This window comes from Aliikangiella coralliicola (assembly GCF_007004725.1).
GTDB classification, from domain to species: domain Bacteria; phylum Pseudomonadota; class Gammaproteobacteria; order Enterobacterales; family Kangiellaceae; genus Aliikangiella; species Aliikangiella coralliicola.
Genome location: NZ_ML660166.1, coordinates 39,407 through 58,268, shown reverse-complemented (window position 1 = coordinate 58,268; position 18,862 = coordinate 39,407). Strand labels below are relative to the sequence as shown.

The window sequence follows — 18,862 nt, the reverse complement described above, 5'->3', positions numbered from 1 at the left end:
CATTCATTTAAGTTCAGGTCTTATTGAGTGAGTTGATTTGCTGACAATTGTTCAATCGAAGATTTAGAAATTAATCGTTCGTTAGCTGCAATCAACGGGTTCAATTCGTTATTTTCGATCAAACCTAAAGTCGAATTTTCGCCGAGTGCCAGGTTGATATTTTGTAGTGCTTGACTGGCTGCACCTTTTAACAAATTATCCAGACAACTAATAATAGTGCCTCGCATGCCATCTTTACTGACACTAAAACCTCCGATAACACTCAATGGACTGTTGATAGATTCTTTTAAAGTGGGTATTTCCTCTTTACACACAACCAGCGGGTGCATCGCATAGAAGTCGTTAAATCGATTAAATAATTCTCTGGCTGTTATCCTCTTTTCAAACTCGACCTGAATAGTCATGTTAATACCACGGAAAAACTCGGCGACATGGGGGGAAAATGAAACCGGCTTATCTAGTTTGATACTGACTTCTTTTTCGTGCAGATGCTCGATGAGGGCATAGCCGCAGATATTTTTTGATAATCTTTCTACATCATTGTTGGGCGACGCTTTGGTACCGGCACCACTGTAGCCCGATATGCCGAAACAGTTTGGTCGGCCCGATACCAGATCTTTTATTGGGGCAAGTGCCAATAGCATTGCTGTTGCGTAGCATCCAGGATTACTGATTTTTATCGGCGAGCTTAATGATATTTTTCCTTGCTTGATGTTGTCGAGCTCGGGAACCGAATAATACCAATCCTCGTCAAATCGATAGTCTGCTGATAAATCAATTAATACACCGCTTTTTTGACAAGCTTCCAGTGCGTTCACATAAGGAGCTGCTAGTCCATTCGGTAGTGCTAGCACCACTATCGATGTTTGCTTGTTAGCAACTTGCTCTGGTGATAAATCTTCAACGACTAGGTCATCGAAACCATCGACGATGGAATTGATTGTCTGGCCTTTCAATTGGCGCGAGCTGACCCATGCCAATTCGAGTAAAGGGTGACCTTTAATTAAAGAGAGTAGTTCTTTTCCAACATAGCCTCTAACACCAACGATGCCAATTGTATATTTTTTTTCGGCCGGATTTTTTTTGTTGTTCATTGTCTTATTATCCCTTCTAATTCAATGTAGGTTCTTTGTTTAGCGCCAGCTGAACGCAATTGTTAATTTGTTGAAAGTCAGTCAGTCCTTTCCAGAAAATAATCCATTGATCGGTTTTGTAACAACCGTCTGATTTTTTGTAGTAAAAATTATTTACCTGGTTGTCAGGTTTGGCTCGCCAGAAAAATTGAGGAATGTTTGCCGTCATTTTTTCCCATACTGCTTTTCCCAGTCCTTCCCCTTTGGCGTCGTCAGCCACAACAAACTTATCTAAAAATGGAATGTCGTTGAGTTTAGTAACAACGGCTGCCGCTCGATAGCAATAAGTAATGTATGCCTTGTTGATAATTGTTTTTTCAAAATAATTATCGTCAAGCTTTTTAGAAAAGCTCGATTCCAGAAGGTGTCTTAACTTGGATTTTTTGATTGTTTCTGAATCATCATGAACCATGATTGATTCGCCTCTTCTTATCAAAGTACCAGAGCCTTTATGTGTAAAAAGTTCTTTCGCCAGATTGGCTGGCTTAGTGATCGAAACTGATGCCGTTGAAGGTAGTTGACTTAAGATCTCTGCGACCTGTTTCACCTTAAGTTTCATACCACCATGAAGCCAGGGTTCCTGAATTAACTGATTGTATTCGGTGACCAGGTTGACAGAAGAAATCACTTTTCCTGCTTCATTCAAAAGACCACCGCTTTCAGTTAGAAAGATAATTTTGTAAGGTTTGAGGGCTATCGCCAACTGATTGGTTGCAATATCCGCGTTGATATTCAAACATTGTCCAGATTCAGTTTCAGCCAGTGATGATAAAATGGGAATGGCGCCGCTTTTTATCGCCATAGAAATCGGCTCCAGGTCTATTTTAGAAACCTCGCCCACTAACCCCAGCTGGGTATTTTTTGATTGGTTGGCGGTGAATACTCCCGAAGTAATCGAAGCGGTTTTAACGCCCATTGTTTGCAATCGGTTTGCCAGCTTCAGGTTTTGTTGTACAAATGTTTTCTTTGCGACAGTTAAAACTGAGGGCGTTGTAATTCGTTGACCATCGATAAACTCACTGACAATATTAGCTTGTTCCAGCTTTAAGTTGAGCTGCGGACCTGCGCCGTGAACCACTATTGGAAAGAGTCCAATTTGTTGCAAAAAAGCAAGGGATGAACAGAGGTTATCCAGGTCGTTATCTAATACCGCGCCACCGACTTTAATCACGGCGAAATGAGTTTTTCCTGCGCCGACAAAGCGTTTTAGATATTGCTCAATTTCTTTAGGGTGAGCGAGATTTGATAACAGTTGAATAATGGTGTCTTTAATCTGTGGATTACTTTGTGCAACAGATGGCGTGGCCTCCATCGAACTGTTTTTTAGTTGAACGCTAGCCATTGGCCTGTACCTTCCCATTGTTAATAATCTTAATATAGTGATTTTCGACCGCTTGAAGTTGTTTAAGCGAAACCCATTCATTGGCCGTATGTGCCTGCTCGATATTACCGGGACCGAACACCAGAGAGGTTAATCCGGCCTCAGAAAACAGACTTGCTTCGGTCCAGAAGTTAACCGCATTTCCGGCAGGCAATTGGCAGTTATCAGCTAGTGCTTGCGCGCCTTGAATTGCCTGTTCGAAGTTTTGATTAGCTGCTGGTAAAGTTGGTCCGGTAAAGCTACCGGTAATCGTGATGTCGTCAGCATACTTTGGAATTAATTGACTAAGTTGCTCGAGAATTTGTTGTGAATTGTGGCCGGGCAATGGTCTGAAACCAAAAGTCAATTGACAATCTGCCGCGATCATATTGGCTTTGATGCCACCTTCTATTTTGCCAATGTTAAACGGCAATCCTTTTAGCCCGTCGAAAGATTGCGTTTGTTGTGATACCCATTCGATCGCTTTTGAAGACCACTGGGCACCTTTGTGAATTGCGTTGTCGGTTAAAGCTCTGGCTTCTGAAGCGTGGCCCGAAATACCGCTTATTTCAGCCTTTGCTGATTGAATTCCTCGATGAGCAAATATTGCTTTTACCTGGGTCGGCTCTGCGACGATCACCTGGTTAAATCCATGCTCTGTTGCTAGAAATTGTTTAATCGCAGCACTTGAACCAAATTCTTCATCCGATGAGAAAAGCAACGCGACGTCTCCAGAAGTTTTAGCAATCGCCGAGAGCATACAAGCAGACGCGCCTTTTATATCGCAGGCTCCCAGCCCTGTTGCAATTTCGTCATCGACAATCAATGTAAAAGGATCGCTAGTCCAGTTTTTTGCGACGGGAACAGTATCGATATGAAAGTTAAAGAGTAAATCTGGATTGCCTCGTTTTGCCAGCAAACTAATACAACCGTCTCCAGCATCGAGCAGTTGAGTCTCAAAACCAGTTAAATTCGCCTTTAGATAATTGAAGATTTCGCTTTCCGTGTTAATTTTCCTCGGCGGATTCTGTGTATCGAAACTCACCAAAGTGGCTAAATGTTGCAATGTTGATTGCAAGTCTTCATTTAGATCATTACTTGAGTCGTTCATTGGTTCATCCTTGTGCTTGAGTCGTTTGTAAACCGGCTGCCAATGATGAAGACTTACCAAATAATTTAATAAATCCTAAAGCCTCTTCAATATTCCAGGAAGCGGATTGTGCATAGACCGACTGACTGTCTTTTAATATATTGTCTGACTCGACGGCCACCGCTAATAACTGTCCTTGAGAAAGTTGTAAGGTGACTGTACCGCTCACTTGTGTTTGTGACGACTTTAAGAAAGCTTCAAGATCATATTTTAAAGGCTCGTAAAAAAAACCTTCGTAAACCAGTTCCGTCCATTTTTCAGCAATCGTAGACTTAAATCGGTTTTGAGCTTTGGAAAGTACGCATTCTTCTAAAGCGGTATGCGCGATATTCAATGCGTGTAGAGCGGGCGCTTCGAAAACGATTCGGCCTTTTAAACCTATGGTTGTATCGCCGGTGTAAATGCCCCTGCCAATCGAGTAACTTCCAACCAGTTGATTAAGTTGTTGCATCACTTTTTGGCCTGAATAATTATCAGTGATTGGTTCACCATTCAGCGCTGAAAGTGACCCTTGACTAAATGTTAACTTGATTAATTGCGGTTTGTTCTCTGTGTGACCGGGGAGTGCAGTCAAAACATAACTTGCTTTATCTGGCTGTTGCCATTCGTCAATTTCTGAACCTGAAATTGTCGCTCCCAATAGATTTTCATTAATTGAATAACTAGAAACTTTGTCTGAAACACTAAACCCTTTATCGAGCAGGTATTGTTTTTCGTATTCCCTAACTTGTGAAGTTTTTTTCTGAATTTCTCTAATAGGAGAAATAATCTTGTAGTCACCCAGACAGTGAACGGCGAGATCAAACCTGACTTGATCATTGCCCATCCCGGTGCAGCCGTGAGCGAAGTTTTTAGTACCTAGTTCATCGCACAGTTTTAAACAGGCTTCTACAATCAGGTATCGATCAGAACAGAGCAATGGATATTGATTTTGATACCAGTGACCGCTATAGATGAGTGGAACAATCACTTTGTCCCATAGCTCATCAGCGATGCTGACTTCTTTGTGATCTGTCGCACCAAGTTCGATGGCCCTTTGTTTTATTGCCTGTTTCTCACTCTGAGTGACGCCGCCTGAATCGACGAATATGGTTGTAACCTGATAGCCTTGCTCGGTAAGGTAGGGAACGCAAAAGCTAGTATCGAGTCCGCCGGAAAACGCGAGAACAATTTTATTGTCTCCTGCTTGATGATCCGAATTCGGATCGGCGTTTTCATCTTTACTTTTTATGCTTGTTTGATTGTGATGGCTCATTATTTTTTCCTAATTTTTTTAAATGTAAATTTTTAAAATGTGAATTTTGATAAATTTTCAAATTTTTGTTACTGGTTGATTAGCTGGCTCATAATGGCTTTTTGTACGTGCAATCGATTTTCTGCTTCGTCAATTGCGACGCAGTAATCGGCGTCCATTACTGCATCTGTCGCTTTTATATTTCGTCTTAGTGGCAGGCAATGGGAAAAAAGGGCGTTGTTGGTCATCGCCATTTTATTTTCGTCAACAATGAAGTGTTTATATTGATCTCTGATGGTTTTTTCCGGTTCCCAATTACCAAAGTAGGGCAATGCGCCCCAGCTTTTCGCATACACAATTTCTGCACCGGCATAAGCTTCTTCAATGTTGTGGGTTACCTGGAAACTTCCACCATACTGATCTGCGTTTTTTTGAGCGAGCGTCATGTAGTGATCGTCGAGAAGATAATTCTCATTGGGACAGAGCAAAGTAACATCCATGCCAAATTTTGAAGCGATTAATAACGAAGAGTTGGCAACTGCAGTATTAAGTGGTTTGGGGTGATAGGTCCAGGTCAGTAAATATTTTTTCTTTTTGGGATTACCGAGTTTTTCTTGAATGGTTTGCATGTGGGCGAGTTCTTGGCATGGGTGAGTAATAGTCTCCATATTGATAACAGGAACAGTCGCGTATTTGGCGAATGCGTTGATCATTTTATCTTGCTTATCTTCTTGCCAATCAACGAACTTTGGAAAAGCCCTGATGCAAATTAAGTCGCAATACCTGGAAAGAACTTTAGCTGCTTCAATAACATGTTCTTCTGCGACATCATCCATCTGGGAGCCGATTTCAAACTCAAGTGGCCAGGCGCTTTTTCCAGGTTCCAGCACGATTGCATGTCCTCCCATTTGCCAGGTTCCCAGTTCAAATGAAGTTCTGGTCCTCAAGCTAGGGTTAAAAAATAACAATGCGACAGATTTATTTTTCAGACATTCGCTGGTGGCTCCCTGCTTAAACTCGTTGGCTAAATCTAGCATTTCCTGTAGTGCCGCCTGATCCCAGTCAGCTGTAGTGATGTAGTGTTTCATTGTTGTTTCCTTAAACTCTAAAAAATTTTTACTGGTTAATTTACAAAGTTGTTAAAAATCAGGCATAAAAAAACCCGGCTCAATGGCCGGGTTTTTTGAAAGTGTCTTTTCGTTATTTGCTATTAAACACCATCGCACCCAGCCCAGTAGGTACGGCGGCGGCGAACAACGCTGATGTTTTGTGCAGGTGAATTTGAAGCAATAGCAGCATAACTGACAGAATCTGTCAGGTGTTTAATCGAGTCTTTTGCTTGGCTGCTTAAGTGCATGAGTTTAGTTTGCTTCAAAATCATTCAATTTGGTTAATGCACATATTAGTAACACAGGTATTAATTTGAATGCAACCGGTAAGATCCAATTTTTTGGAATATAGCGCCGGTAGGGGAGATTATTTAACCCCAGCTCGGGTTATTTAGTAAGGTTAACATCTAAGAAAACCTTACTAAGGTTTTAATGAGCTAGTTCGATTTCTTTAAATATTTAGCGACCAGGACGATTCGAGTGCCATTGACTCGACCTTCGATGTGCAGAGGATTTGATGTAAGAGAGATATTTCGTACCGCGGTGCCACGTTTTGCAGTGAAACCAGCACCTTTGACTTCCAAGTCTTTAATCAATGTCACAGTGTCACCAGCTTGTAAAACGGCGCCGTTACTATCTAGAGTGGCTTCGTCGGATTCATCTGAAATTCCCGACTCGGCCCAGGTGAGCATTGCTTCGTCGAGATAAAGCATATCAAGTAAGTCTTGCGCCCAATTTTCTGAGGACAAGCGTTTAAGCATGCGCCAGGCAACAATTTGCACGGCCGGAACTTGACTCCACATGCTATCGTTCAAGCAACGCCAATGATTAACATCAAGTTGTTGGTCTCCATTGATTTGGGCGTGGCAACTTTCGCAAACCAGAATACATTTATCGCTATCGGCGCTATCAGTTGGTGGAACCTCGTATATAGCCAGGTTCTTTACCGCTTTGCACAATTCGCATTGGGAGTCTGCTCTTTGCATCAAAGTATGCATGATAGTCATCGTCGTGGGCCTTTTAACCTAAATCAATTGCTGGCTGCATTATGCATATATTTCGGAATAATGCACGGAATTCTGACGGTGGTGATGTTTTAAGCTGGGCAATTTAATTGCTACTTAAAATAAACTAACCCCGATATTAGCTATCGAGCGTTTATAATTTAACTGGGATATATGGCCAGTGATATGCTATTAATAATATTGCTCTCTCCAAAATCTGTATTTCCGAAAAAAAAGCGTATAAAAATACAGGAGTATCATAATTTGACAATAAAAGGTTGGGTTTACTCAGCAATTCTACTTTGTGTTCTAACTTTATTTCCATCAATTGTTAAAGCTTATTCTGAAAATGTTGATGAATACTATGGGCGTGTTTCAGTGTTAATCTATGATAGTTTTTACGGAAACCATGAAGTGAATTCTGGTTTTGCTGGCAAAACAGGAGACTTTCTACACACCAAACTAAAGCATTCTGACGATGAACTAAAGAAAATTCGTCAGGAATATCTTAAATCCGGGCAAGGATTTGACACTTTTGAGTATTTTTCATTTTCATTTACAATTGAAAAAATTCAGCAGCGCAGGTTTGAAGCTTACCTGCGGTTGTCCGTTAAGTTGCGATTACCTGAAGATCGGAGCGCTCACCGAACTTTGCGTGAACACCGGGTGAAAGGATGGGTTGGTATTGATAATCAATATGAATTCTCTTATGAAGACGATTCAAGTTTAGCGGTGGCGTTGCGAGTAATGAAACCTTCTGAGAGGATGCTCAACGATGACCTGAGCAGTTCACTACCTGAATTAACCGAATAATTGTCGATAAAAACCAACAAACATTTTGCCAAGGCATAGTTTAGCGCAGAACTTTGCATGTTAATTTGAATTAAAAATTCAGGTTTAGGTTGTTATTCAAATCGACCAAAGTCTGCGCTACTGTTGTTTATTAGTTAAGCCAACCTGAGTGCCGGTCAGTTAATTAACGCGTCTGTTTTCGCAGCACAAATAAAATCGTTTTTATGAAGCCCTTTGATTTTATGGGTCCACCAGGTGATAGTCACTTTTCCCCATTCGGTCAGTAGTGCAGGGTGGTGACCTTCGGTTTCCGCCATATCACCGACCCTGTTGGTGAAGGCTATGGCTTCCTTAAAGTTTTTAAACTTAAACACGCGTTCCAACTGCATGATGCCGTCTCTTGCGTGGGCTGACCAGTCTGGAATCTGTTTAATCAGCTCTGCTAATTCTGCATCGCTGACATGCGGTGCCCCGGCTTGACAGGCTTCACATTGCTGTTTGTTCAGTTCGGTCATTACTAATTTCTCCAATAATACTAATTTTGTCAAAGTTGAGTTGCACTAATGCTGGTTAATATTTCGTTTAGAAATTCTGCTAAGAGATTCTTCTAACACGCAGCGTTTTCTTTTGGCGCATGGTCAGAAGGTTTCATCCCCAATTTTATCGCTTGTTGAATGAGCAGGTTTAAGTCTAGATCGATTAAACATTGAAGATCAGACAATTGCTCGATAATAAAGTAGTTTTTCTGCAGTTCGTCAATTCTATAGTGAGTGCGAAAGACTTCGAGCACATCGAGTGGCCGACGTTTTGGAATGTCACTTTCCAAACTGTAGCAAGTTTCTTCTTTGGAAGAGAGAATGCCGCCGCCATAAATTTTGAGCCCCTGGTTAGATTTGATCAGACCAAACTCAATGGTGAACCAGTAAAGACGTGCCAGCATTGCCCTGTCTTGTTTATTGGCCGCTAATCCTAGCTTGCCGTAATGTTGCGAGAAATCGGCATAGTTTTGATTAGTCAGCAACGGGCAATGACCGAATAATTCATGAAAAATGTCGGGCTCTTTGATGTAATCCAGATCTTCTCGGCGTCGAATGAAGGTCGCCGCGGGAAACTTTCTGTTAGCAAGTAATTCGAAAAATCTTTCAAAACCAATTAGCGCTGGTACTCGTTCTACGGTCCAACCGGTAAGTCGAGACAGTTTTTCGTTGATTTCTGAGAGCTGAGGCACTGCGTCGGGAGTCATTTTTAAAATATCAAGGCCGTTAATAAACTCATCACAAGCGCGATTTTTAATCATTTTCATCTGGCGTTCGTAGAGGATTTTCCAGGTTCCATTTTCTTCTGCCGTATAGTCAATATACCCGCGGCTGTCTGGGATTTTTGACTCGTAACTGGAAGCTGATTTGACTGGTTGGGAGGCGACTGATTGAGAGACAGTCACTTGATTCGAAGCCGATTTCATTTTTGTTCCTTGAAGTTCCTCTAAAACAGACGATAGGATAACTAATTTCAAAAAAGCATTACAGATTCAAAAAAACAATAATGTTTGCAGTACAAAAATATCATTTGTATACTGTATTGGTTATAAATTGAATAATCTGTACTGGTTTTTGACCTGACTGGCTATTTGAACTGAATGGCCATTTGAGTTGAGTAAGAGCTGCTTTTAGAGGAGCTCGCGAGGAAAAGCTGCGAACTATGGTGATGAAGACGAATTAATGAAACTTTACGAACAGATTGCGGATGATCTAAGGGACTTGATTAATCAAGGCGTTTACCATCCTGGCGACAAACTTCCGTCAATCAGACATCTTTCAGTGCAAAGAAAAGTGAGTATTGCAACTGTTCAGCGAGCGCTGGAGGAACTTGAAGTCAGAGGTTTAATCGAGGCAAAACCCAAATCTGGCTGTTATGTTCGAATGCCAGTTCAACAAAATGTTAGTTATCGAACGCCTTTAATACCTCTCGTTCCGAAATTAATCAAAATTCACGAGTTTGCAAGTCACATATTCCATCAGTGTGATGCTGATGAAGTCATTAATCTCGGCACTTCTTACCCGGCCTCAAAATACTTTCCTGAAAAATATATTCAACAGATTGCTTCTCAAGTGGTTAAGAAACAAATTGACGATGTTGTAGAGGTTCACTTTTCTCCGGGCCACCCATTTTTGCGGGAAATTTTGGCGAAACGCCTCAACGAATATGGCTGCCGTGTGAAAGCCGATGAATTGATTGTGACTAATGGTTGCCTGGAAGCAATGTCGATCTGCTTGCGTGCGGTGGCAAAACCTGGCGATACCATCGCCATAGAATCGCCGGGATTTGTTGGATTGTTTCAGCTAATTGAATCACTGGGTTATAAAGCGCTAGAAATTCCTTGTCACCCGATTGACGGTATTAGTCTGGAAGCATTAGAACTGGCTCTCGAGCAATGGGATATCAAGGCGGTGGCGGTGGTGCCAACCTTTAGTAATCCTCTGGGAACCAATATGCCGCTAGAAAATCGCCGACGTCTGGTGGAGATGCTCGCCGAACAATCAATCCCGTTGATTGAAGATGACTTATTAGGCGATCTTTCGTTTGACGGTTCGCGTACTAAGCCTTGTAAAGCTTTTGATAAAAAGGGCTTGGTTTTATATTGTTCTTCGGCGTCAAAAACAGTGGCTTCGGGTTTGAGAATTGGCTGGATTGCGCCTGGCGCTTTTTATAAGGAGGTGTCTTACTTTAAAACCTTTACTAATATTAGCGCTCCCAACATTACCCAGATTATTGTCGCTGAGTTTTTTAAAAGTGGAAAATACGACCGTTACCTGCGGCAGTTTACCAGTGTCCTGGCGCAACGGATGTATCAATTTCAACAATTGATTGAAAAGTTTTTTCCTGAGGATACTCGTATGTCGAGGCCGCAAGGGGGTTGTATTTTGTGGGTGGTGTTGCCAGTAAAAATTGATGGATTTGAACTTTTTCAACGGGCTATTAGCCAGGGAATTGCGATTATTCCTGGTCAGGTGAGTAGCGCGTCAAAAAAATTCAACCATTGCATAAGAATAAACTGCGCTTGTGATCCAGATGTGGAATTAGAGCCAGTGATAAAAACGCTAGCGAATATTGTCAATGAAATGCTCGCTTCTGATCATTAAATGACATGATTGTTGATTGAAACAGAGGAACTTGAATAATGCAGCATTTGAACTCTACCGATAATCGATACGGCGGCACTTATGTTTCTCCAGAGGATTTACCTGAGAAAAAAAGTGATTTTGCCGGATTATTATTTGAATCGATAAAAATATGGAAAAACCACAATATCCTGGTTGTATGGATCAAGATCCCCAGTTCTCGGGCAGACTTATTACCTATCTTATACAACCTCGAATTTGAAAATCACCACAGCGGAAACGACTTCATCATGCTCACTAAAAAGCTTCAGGAAGAAGCTATTGTCCCACCGTATGCTAAGCACACTATTGGTGTCGGCGGTTTGGTGATTAATAGTGAAAATGAACTATTAACCATTCGCGAAAAAGCTCACGTGAAGAAATATCCTCATAACTGGAAGTTTCCCGGTGGCATGCTTGATCCCTTCGAACACATTGAAACTGCAGCGATGCGAGAAGTGTTTGAAGAAACCGGTGTTAAAACCGAGTTTGAGAGTTTTATTGGCTTCAGGCACCACCATCAAGGACAATTCTCCACCTCAAATATATATGCTGTCTGTCGACTAAGACCATTGACCTGTGAAATCACCATTCAGGAAAGTGAAATTGCTGATGCGCGGTGGTTTCCAATCGAGGAATATTTGTCTGATGAAAAAATAGGCAAGTACAACAAGCAGGTTTTGACTAGCGCGTTAAATTGTAGCGGATTGGAGAGCATTAAACTGCCGGGGTATATGTCCTCCGACGAAGACTACGAAGTCTTTTTATCGCGTTAGTCCTGGCTAATGGTTGAAGATTGATGCATGTGGTTTATGAGGTAATCAATCGAAATTCGCAATTGAGGCTTGTGATTACCTTTGATTAGCTTTACAGTGCTCTATGTGCTGGCACATTGGCACACGCCTCTTTTATCCTGTCTGGAATTGTCTAAGGCAGTCACCTACCGCGTTAACACGCCTGAATTACAAGGATATCTAAATGAAAAAACTCTTTGTTGGCAATTTACCGAATTCTACCAATGAAGCAGAAGTCACTGAGCTTTTTTCACGATTTGGCACTGTGCGCTCAATTAAGCTGGTCAAGGATATTTTTTCTGGACAGTGCAAAGGTTTTGGTTTTATTGAAATGGAAGGGCATGAGGCCCGCGCCGCCATTGCTGATCTAAATGGTAAAGATTTTGGCGGTAAGCTAATTCGTGTGGGTCTTGAAGGAAATAATAAACGAGGCCGTCGTTAACCCCTCTAACTTTTCAGTAAACTACCGCGAAATTTTGCTCAGGAACTTTGCGAAAATAGCTTGATACATCTAAGTTTCTGGCAAAATAGCGATACTACCAACCGCATTTCACAATGCAGTTTTCAAATAAATTAATCGTATAGCTTACGAGCTTTGTACTTCGACAGAAGAATGCTGATAATTGTTAATGAGCGCTGGATAGTGAACTAAAGCTTTCAAAAAGCGTTTGAAAAATTTTTTCGACAGACGACTTCTTTATAGAAAATATAGTGCGGTTTTAATTAAATTTTATTAGCTGTACGTGTTCTATGGTGTTTCACTTTTCTACCTTTCTCTGCCTTCTATTTTGAACCTCAAAATTATAGCTTTTTTAGATATAAAAATATTATTGTAGATAATATGAAAAAGCCGCACCGACATTTTATTTTTTACCAACAATATTAATTTTTTTGGGTGTTTTTTTATTAAAGAAAAACATGCTAGTTGACGAGAGCAAAGTGGTCATTATCTTGTGTCTGTACTATTTTAACTTCGCATAATACAAACGAATTAAAATAGCTTAACCAGATATATTAAAATAATTAATTTCTTTCGAGGAAGTTTTTATTACTTTGAATTTTATTAATGATACTTGATTTGAGATGAAAAGGTTAGCTTATCCCTTCGGTAATATTAACCAGTTTTTTTCGTTGTTTTTTGTTCTTTTGGTAGCTCGAGCCAGGTCAATTAAATATGTTGATGTGGTTAACTTTAATTGTTGAACGTGTTTGAAGTATTTGCTAACAAAGGCAACAATTTTAAAAAAAATGGCACGATTATGAAATCTATAGACTCTTCGAATTTGTATAGTTTTAGGCAGGTTTATATTAGACCTGCAATTATTACAAAATTATAACTTTAGAAAAAATAATAAATATTTTATTTAAAAAACTATATAAATTAAGTATCACGAGGAGGTACAAAGATGCACTTAAATGAAATGATTAAAAGGCATCAAGAACTTAGAAGAATAAGTCGAAAGAAAACTCGTTTTATGAGAACTCTTTTTTTGGGCGTTGCCGGTTTAGCTTCTGCTAGTTTGTTTGCAACGGAAACTTTGACTAATACTGAACCAGAAATTAATCCAAATATTGTTGGTGGTGTTGAATCTGCGCAAGGTTCACGATCTTATCAAGCAATGTTGTTAATGAATGGGCGTCAGGGGTGTGGCGGTACATTAATTGCTGATAAGTGGGTTTTAACCGCAGCACATTGTTTGTCAGGGGTTTCCACCAGTAACCTGACAGTGCGTTTAGGCGCGCACTATCGCAACGGTAATGAAGGGCAAACACATCGACTTAGCCAAATAATTCGACACCCAAGTTGGAGTGGAAATGTGCAGTATGGCTATGATGTTGCGTTACTCGAACTGAGTACACCGGCTAATTCAAGTCACACTCGCGCGGCTTTACCCACTCAGGCAATTCAAGAAGCAATTGCTGGTGTCGGAAAAAGTGTAACTGTTTCTGGGTGGGGTCTAACTTCTAATCAAGGATCGCCAAGTAATGTACTGAGAGAAGTGGATTTACCGGTTCTTTCAACTTCACAATGTCAGCAGCAGCTCGGTAATACAATAGATGGCAGTGTTGTTTGTGGAAGTGGCGCCGGTGGCAAATCGGCCTGTAACGGCGACAGTGGTGGCCCGTATGTTGCGCTTCAAAATGGAACTGCATATAGCATCGGCACTGTAAGCTGGGGAAGAAGTTGCCGTGGTGCAACTGCGTTTACTCGAACTTTTAGCTACAAGAGTTGGATAGAACAATATATCGGCTCAGATGACGACGATGATGATGACGATGATTCTTCAAAACTAGCTAATGGTGTTGCTGTGAGTGCTAGCGGCGCGAAAGATAGTAAGAAATACTACTATCTCGATGTTCCAGCTAACGCAACTAACCTGAGTTTTGTTACTGCTGGTGGTTCAGGAGACGTTGATTTGTATGTAAAAGCGGGTTCTCAACCAACGACTTCAAGCTATGATTGCCGCCCTTATAAAAATGGTAACAGTGAAAACTGTACTATCTACAATATTCAACCGGGAACTTATCACGTTATGTTAGTGGGTTACTCTCAATATTCCGGAGCGACTTTAACTGCTAGTTACACTGCTGGCGATGACGATGATGACGACGATGATAATACTGGTTGTAGTGGTCTAAACGAATGGAGTTCTTTGACTTCTTACGTGCCGGGTGATGTGGTTTCCTACAATGGTGTCAGATACGAATCGACCTGGTACTCAACAGGTGCACAACCCGACGTCTTTACTCAGGTTTGGGATAATCAAGGAAACTGCCAATAATTCAGGCTGCATTCAATGAATAGATAATAAAACTGTTTAACATGTGTTGTTGTTGATTAGAGCGGGTTTCCCGCTCTTTTTTTTAAATCCTCTTTCCTAAATTCAAAAGCTTAATTACAATTGCCTTAGTCTCTCATGAAACTCAGTAGATTTTGAGTTAATGATGCTTCATTCAACTTAATGACCTGTTTTCAGTTGTTCCATCTTTCACCGAACACTTAATTATAAAACGTTTTGTAAAGAGTATATTTTTTGACATGGCTGTTTGGTAGTGGTTGACTCTCTGGTTCATCAAGTTGTTAATGAAAAAAGTTTCCTATCGCTGAATTAATTTAAAGTGACAGTATAAATCCACTCGTTTTTTAAAGGCATTTTATATTAAGTCAGCTATAAGTATTTACAATTAAAAATAGTATTGCTTTTAATTGTTGAATTGAGGAGTTAGTTTTTAAGATGGTCAACATTTTGTGTTTTGGCGACAGTATTGTTTTTGGCGAATGCGATCAAAACTATGGTGGATGGGTTGATAGACTCAAAAAAGGATACATTGAGCAATATGCTGACTCGCTCAAGCAAGAAGTTTTTCTCTATAACCTGGGAATAGGAGGGGAGACAACTGATGGGCTGGTCAAACGATTTTCTGTAGAACTCAAAGCAAGAAAAATCGGTAAGCAAAAAACATTAGTTATCTTTGCCTATGGTGCTAATGATATTGTTGTTCACAAAAATAAAAATATTGTTCCAGCCAACTATTTCATTAGAAATCTTACCGATGCTATTTCGACAGCAAAATTGGAAGATTGCAAAGTGTTGATACTAAGTTTGTTACCGATATCGAATACGATTGAGGGGAAAGTCAATCAACACGATAAGCTACGATATGATTTAGATATTCAGCAGTATAATTTAATTTTAGAAAAAATCTCTGTTGAAACTGAGTCTGAGTTTTTGAATTTATACTCACCATTTAATCAAAATGATAAAGAGTCTTTGTTAAGTGGCGATGGCGTTCACCCGAACTCAAAAGGGCACGCATTGGTGTCTCAGTTGGTTAGAGAGAAATTAATTCAAATGTTGCCTGCTTATCATTAAAGCAAATCAGGTGAAAAATTGAGGTTAGGTGTAGTTCCAGGAAAGATAAAGCTAAAACAAGATCAGAAATAAAAATGCGCCACTATAAAGTGGCGCTAAATAGACAACAACAGTCTATAGGGAAATTTGCACTCCTGCGTAGTATTTTCTTCCAATTCCATCGTATAACAATCCACCAGAGTTCAAGTTAGGCAGATTGACAGGTTCTTTATTGGTCACATTATCGATACCAAGATAAACACTGAGGTCATCAGTAAAGCGATAGTTGAAGTTAAGATTATGATAGGTAAAAGCTTCAACCTTATTATCAAACTCGGTTGGGTACTGTTCTGGTAACGCGAGCTTGTTAAATGTGCTCTCACCAATGTAACTCATAGACCAGGTGGCTGAGAAATCATCGTTGCTGTAAGAAGTATTTATTAGCGCTCTAAACCGAGGAGTTCCAACTTGTCCTGCTAGACTGGTTACATCTTCTGGGTCGTCTGGATTCTGGAAAAATTCTCGTTTATCTAAATAAGTTCCGTTAAACGATAAACTTAGCAATCCTGAATTAAGTTCCCAAGTATATCGTGCTTCTACATCAGTACCGCTGGCCACAAATTTTGCAGCGTTAATCGCTTGTGAACTCATATTAACGATCTGGCCACTCGCGTCGCGATTGATTAAACCACAAAATGCCGGGTTTAGTGCTTCACCGCTGACACAGTTTCTAAGGATGTCATTAGGATCAAAATTGGTAATTGCATCAGTAATTTCAATATCCCAATAATCTGCGGTAAAACTAAAGTTATTATTAGGAGTAACCACAAAACCAACCGTCAGAGTTTCCGCTTCTTCTGGATTTAATTCGGGATTTCCCTCACTAATTAAAATACGCGTGCCGAAAGCTGCCTGAGATTGGAAATCTGGTGCCAAACCTAATGCTGCACAATTCACGCGATGCGGATCGTTTGGATCTTGAGGTCGACTTGCCAAATTGCCTGCGTGACAAGGATCCGTTACAAAGGCTCCTGAAATTTGTTGTGGCGCAAATAGCTCTTGAATATTGGGCGCTCGAACAGCTTTAGAGTAGGTTACGCGAGTTCGAAAAGTGCTATTCAAACCCCAGTTTATCCCAGTTTTGTAAGTGGTGTCGGCACCGGTCTCGCTTTGATCTGCATACCTTACTGCTGCTTCGAGTTCGAGTGAATCTATAAGTGTTTCGTCCATTACTAGAGGAATAATCGTTTCGGCGTATAGTTCTTTAACGTCGTAATCACCTTTTACCGGTAGTATGAAAGAGTTTTGTTCGCGACTAGGTCCAGTCGTCGAACCAACTAATCCTGAGCCTATGCCGTCGGCGTCTCTTGCTTGAGACAATGGGTCTGGATTACTTTTTGCAGTTTCACGTCGGTAGTCTATTCCAGCAGCAAACTCAGCAGTACCTGCTGGTGCTTCAAACCAATCTCCACTAATTGAGAAGGAACCTATTGTTTGTGTAATCTCGCTGTCACTCTTGAGCATTACTGATGCATAGTTAAGCGCTTCTCGCGAGGCTAGATTGTTAATCGGGTTAAACGCGACACAAGCGGCATTACCACTTCGACAGACTGGATTGCCATTGGCATCAGCAACCGCATCTAGCGCTTCATAGTAGCGTTCGTTGAGTAGGTCTTGACTAAGAAATTCACCTTCAACTTTGCCATGTTGAACATAAAAGTTATAGTCGTAGTTACCACCGAAACTGCCTTCACCACCGAATGTGAATTGCGTCGTTTCTCTTGTGTTAACTGAACGAGAATTAAGTCCGACGACTGCGAGTGCAACAACATCGAGGTTTCTGTCATTCATTAATGTGACTAATTCTTGCGGGCGGAACGGATTATCACTTCTTATCGTGATTAATGGCCCAAAGTTATCGTCATGGAAAACACTCGCCTGTCCGGAAGCCGCGGATTCTGTTTTACCGTACTTAGCTTCGGCAAATAGTCTTAAATCAGGATTCACATCGTACCGGCCGCTCGCATTAAAAGAAATTCTTTCGCTGGGAACTTTTAGCGTATTTGTTTCTTGCGTTCGAAAACCATCACCGCCATCACATGGAACGACACCGCAATTCTGGCCTGCGACGAAAGGTCTGAATGAACCATCGTCTCGATCGATGGTGAATGTATCGAAACCTACTCTTCCGAACGGAAGGAAAAGTGGGTCATTGGCAAATGTAGGGAAAGGTAAATCGGTGATTGGTGTATTTCCAAACTGATAATTAGCGTTTGGAACGTAAAATAAACCTTCTTCACTGAGTGCCTGGAAACGAACATCTTGAGCGAAAATAGTATCAGGAATGCCATCTTCTGAGTTTACATTCTGTGGATTTGGCAAAAAGCCAGGATCTCTATTCGCGTAATCCCTTGCTGACATTGGAATTTCTTCATCGTCTGAGTAGGTTGCGTGAAGTGTGATATTTCCTTTGCCGTCTGAAAAATTACTGCCCCAGGTAATTGCCAGATTTTGACTATCGCCGTCACTTTCAGCAGTTGTTCCTGCACTAACATCTAGTAGCGTGCCCTCAAAATCACTTTTTAAAATGATGTTGATTACACCGGTAACTGCGTCTGCACCATAGATTGCAGATGCACCACCAGTAATAATTTCAATTCTTTCAATGAGTGTGGCAGGAATCATTGCAAGGTCTACTGCCGATGAGGTTGAAGAACCCGGTACATGGCGCCGACCATTTACAAGAACCAATGTTCGGTTAACTCCGAGGCCCCTGAGGTTGGCGTTTTCTAAACCGCCCTGACTAATGTCTGCGGTTCCTCCAGATGCACCATTATCGTTAATATTGTTACTCCCGATTCCATCTAGCAGTGCTGGCATACGATGGAGTAAGTCACCAATGTTTTTAACCCCTGACTGTTCAATAGTCTTAGAGTCAATAACAGTGGTTGGTGTCGTCATCTGTGCACTAGAACGCTCAATACGAGAGCCTGTGACGACAATTTTTTCTGAATCTTTATCTTCATCTACTTCTGCGGCAAAGGAGGGCTGACTAATCAACATCGATGCCGTTGCAATTGTGAGAACTCCCCGAACTGCTTTGGAGAGCCGACTGTAGTTGTGTTTAGGTTGCATTATTATTCTCCGAATTTTAAATACCTACCCCTCAGGAAAATGCGTTTTCTCTGACAGATACAAAAGGATTCAAAAGTTGAAACAACGCGACAACCGGTTATTTTTTGGCAGATCAAAATAACCAGGAAACAGTACATAA

General features: G+C 41.0%; 16 protein-coding genes. 6 read left to right on the top strand and 10 right to left on the bottom strand.

The window, feature by feature from the left end; translation table 11 throughout:
- Positions 1 to 20 precede the first annotated feature (20 nt).
- From argC to FLL46_RS15715, 7 genes are all read right to left on the bottom strand, one after another.
- On the bottom strand, positions 21 to 1,094 hold the full coding sequence (gene argC, locus FLL46_RS15740) for an N-acetyl-gamma-glutamyl-phosphate reductase (RefSeq protein WP_142932297.1): 1,074 nt from the start codon (positions 1,092 to 1,094) through the stop codon (positions 21 to 23).
- 16 nt (positions 1,095 to 1,110) lie between these two features.
- A complete protein-coding gene (locus FLL46_RS15735; protein WP_142932296.1) occupies positions 1,111 to 2,475 on the bottom strand; it encodes an acetylglutamate kinase in 1,365 nt (454 codons plus the stop codon).
- Complete coding sequence (locus FLL46_RS15730; protein WP_142932295.1) at positions 2,468 to 3,604, bottom strand: acetylornithine deacetylase; 1,137 nt, start codon at positions 3,602 to 3,604, stop codon at positions 2,468 to 2,470. The genes FLL46_RS15735 and FLL46_RS15730 overlap by 8 nt, the downstream gene beginning before the upstream one ends.
- A gap of 4 nt (positions 3,605 to 3,608) precedes the next feature.
- Positions 3,609 to 4,898 (bottom strand): argininosuccinate synthase, encoded by a 1,290-nt coding sequence (gene argG / locus FLL46_RS15725; protein WP_142932294.1) that lies wholly within the window; start codon positions 4,896 to 4,898, stop codon positions 3,609 to 3,611.
- A gap of 68 nt (positions 4,899 to 4,966) precedes the next feature.
- Positions 4,967 to 5,965 carry an N-acetylornithine carbamoyltransferase gene (locus FLL46_RS15720; RefSeq protein ID WP_142932293.1) on the bottom strand — a complete coding sequence of 333 codons (999 nt, stop codon included), beginning with the start codon at positions 5,963 to 5,965 and terminating at the stop codon, positions 4,967 to 4,969.
- Between the two features lie 122 nt (positions 5,966 to 6,087).
- Positions 6,088 to 6,234 carry a hypothetical protein gene (locus FLL46_RS27015; protein ID WP_168204193.1) on the bottom strand — a complete coding sequence of 49 codons (147 nt, stop codon included), beginning with the start codon at positions 6,232 to 6,234 and terminating at the stop codon, positions 6,088 to 6,090.
- Positions 6,235 to 6,423: 189 nt separating this feature from the next.
- A complete protein-coding gene (locus FLL46_RS15715; protein WP_142932292.1) occupies positions 6,424 to 6,993 on the bottom strand; it encodes a PhnA domain-containing protein in 570 nt (189 codons plus the stop codon).
- Positions 6,994 to 7,254: 261 nt separating this feature from the next.
- On the opposite strand from FLL46_RS15715, the gene FLL46_RS15710 reads away from it, so the two are divergent.
- Positions 7,255 to 7,803: a hypothetical protein gene (locus FLL46_RS15710; protein ID WP_142932291.1), complete on the top strand. Its 549-nt coding sequence runs from the start codon at positions 7,255 to 7,257 to the stop codon at positions 7,801 to 7,803.
- A gap of 155 nt (positions 7,804 to 7,958) precedes the next feature.
- Here FLL46_RS15710 and FLL46_RS15705 read toward each other — a convergent pair whose 3' ends face one another.
- The gene (locus FLL46_RS15705; RefSeq protein WP_142932290.1) at positions 7,959 to 8,297 is read right to left on the bottom strand and encodes a 4a-hydroxytetrahydrobiopterin dehydratase; all 339 of its coding nucleotides are present in this window, start codon (positions 8,295 to 8,297) and stop codon (positions 7,959 to 7,961) included.
- A gap of 92 nt (positions 8,298 to 8,389) precedes the next feature.
- A complete protein-coding gene (gene phhA, locus FLL46_RS15700; RefSeq protein ID WP_142932289.1) occupies positions 8,390 to 9,244 on the bottom strand; it encodes a phenylalanine 4-monooxygenase in 855 nt (284 codons plus the stop codon).
- Between the two features lie 256 nt (positions 9,245 to 9,500).
- Here phhA and FLL46_RS15695 point away from each other — a divergent pair, with 256 nt between their 5' ends.
- The 5 genes from FLL46_RS15695 to FLL46_RS15675 all read left to right on the top strand — a co-directional run bounded on the left by FLL46_RS15695 (position 9,501) and on the right by FLL46_RS15675 (position 15,609).
- On the top strand, positions 9,501 to 10,922 hold the full coding sequence (locus tag FLL46_RS15695) for an aminotransferase-like domain-containing protein (protein ID WP_142932288.1): 1,422 nt from the start codon (positions 9,501 to 9,503) through the stop codon (positions 10,920 to 10,922).
- 38 nt (positions 10,923 to 10,960) lie between these two features.
- Positions 10,961 to 11,716 (top strand): NUDIX domain-containing protein, encoded by a 756-nt coding sequence (locus FLL46_RS15690; RefSeq protein ID WP_142932287.1) that lies wholly within the window; start codon positions 10,961 to 10,963, stop codon positions 11,714 to 11,716.
- Positions 11,717 to 11,918: 202 nt separating this feature from the next.
- Positions 11,919 to 12,176 (top strand): RNA recognition motif domain-containing protein, encoded by a 258-nt coding sequence (locus FLL46_RS15685; RefSeq protein ID WP_142932286.1) that lies wholly within the window; start codon positions 11,919 to 11,921, stop codon positions 12,174 to 12,176.
- Positions 12,177 to 13,140: 964 nt separating this feature from the next.
- The gene (locus tag FLL46_RS27860; RefSeq protein WP_142932285.1) at positions 13,141 to 14,517 is read left to right on the top strand and encodes a trypsin-like serine protease; all 1,377 of its coding nucleotides are present in this window, start codon (positions 13,141 to 13,143) and stop codon (positions 14,515 to 14,517) included.
- Positions 14,518 to 14,970: 453 nt separating this feature from the next.
- Positions 14,971 to 15,609 (top strand): SGNH/GDSL hydrolase family protein, encoded by a 639-nt coding sequence (locus FLL46_RS15675; RefSeq protein ID WP_142932284.1) that lies wholly within the window; start codon positions 14,971 to 14,973, stop codon positions 15,607 to 15,609.
- A 114-nt stretch (positions 15,610 to 15,723) separates the two neighbouring features.
- Here the strand turns inward: FLL46_RS15675 and FLL46_RS15670 are convergent, their stop codons facing one another.
- Complete coding sequence (locus FLL46_RS15670) at positions 15,724 to 18,723, bottom strand: TonB-dependent receptor domain-containing protein (protein ID WP_142932283.1); 3,000 nt, start codon at positions 18,721 to 18,723, stop codon at positions 15,724 to 15,726.
- Positions 18,724 to 18,862 lie beyond the last annotated feature (139 nt).

Coding starts and splice junctions, on each gene's coding strand:
- argC (WP_142932297.1), bottom strand. CDS start 1,094: ATGAACAACAAAAAAAATCCGGCCGAAAAAAAATATACAATTGGCATC.
- FLL46_RS15735 (WP_142932296.1), bottom strand. CDS start 2,475: ATGGCTAGCGTTCAACTAAAAAACAGTTCGATGGAGGCCACGCCATCT.
- FLL46_RS15730 (WP_142932295.1), bottom strand. CDS start 3,604: ATGAACGACTCAAGTAATGATCTAAATGAAGACTTGCAATCAACATTG.
- argG (WP_142932294.1), bottom strand. CDS start 4,898: ATGAGCCATCACAATCAAACAAGCATAAAAAGTAAAGATGAAAACGCC.
- FLL46_RS15720 (WP_142932293.1), bottom strand. CDS start 5,965: ATGAAACACTACATCACTACAGCTGACTGGGATCAGGCGGCACTACAG.
- FLL46_RS27015 (WP_168204193.1), bottom strand. CDS start 6,234: ATGCACTTAAGCAGCCAAGCAAAAGACTCGATTAAACACCTGACAGAT.
- FLL46_RS15715 (WP_142932292.1), bottom strand. CDS start 6,993: ATGACTATCATGCATACTTTGATGCAAAGAGCAGACTCCCAATGCGAA.
- FLL46_RS15705 (WP_142932290.1), bottom strand. CDS start 8,297: ATGACCGAACTGAACAAACAGCAATGTGAAGCCTGTCAAGCCGGGGCA.
- phhA (WP_142932289.1), bottom strand. CDS start 9,244: ATGAAATCGGCTTCGAATCAAGTGACTGTCTCTCAATCAGTCGCCTCC.
- FLL46_RS15695 (WP_142932288.1), top strand. CDS start 9,501: ATGAAACTTTACGAACAGATTGCGGATGATCTAAGGGACTTGATTAAT.
- FLL46_RS15690 (WP_142932287.1), top strand. CDS start 10,961: ATGCAGCATTTGAACTCTACCGATAATCGATACGGCGGCACTTATGTT.
- FLL46_RS15685 (WP_142932286.1), top strand. CDS start 11,919: ATGAAAAAACTCTTTGTTGGCAATTTACCGAATTCTACCAATGAAGCA.
- FLL46_RS27860 (WP_142932285.1), top strand. CDS start 13,141: ATGCACTTAAATGAAATGATTAAAAGGCATCAAGAACTTAGAAGAATA.
- FLL46_RS15675 (WP_142932284.1), top strand. CDS start 14,971: ATGGTCAACATTTTGTGTTTTGGCGACAGTATTGTTTTTGGCGAATGC.
- FLL46_RS15670 (WP_142932283.1), bottom strand. CDS start 18,723: ATGCAACCTAAACACAACTACAGTCGGCTCTCCAAAGCAGTTCGGGGA.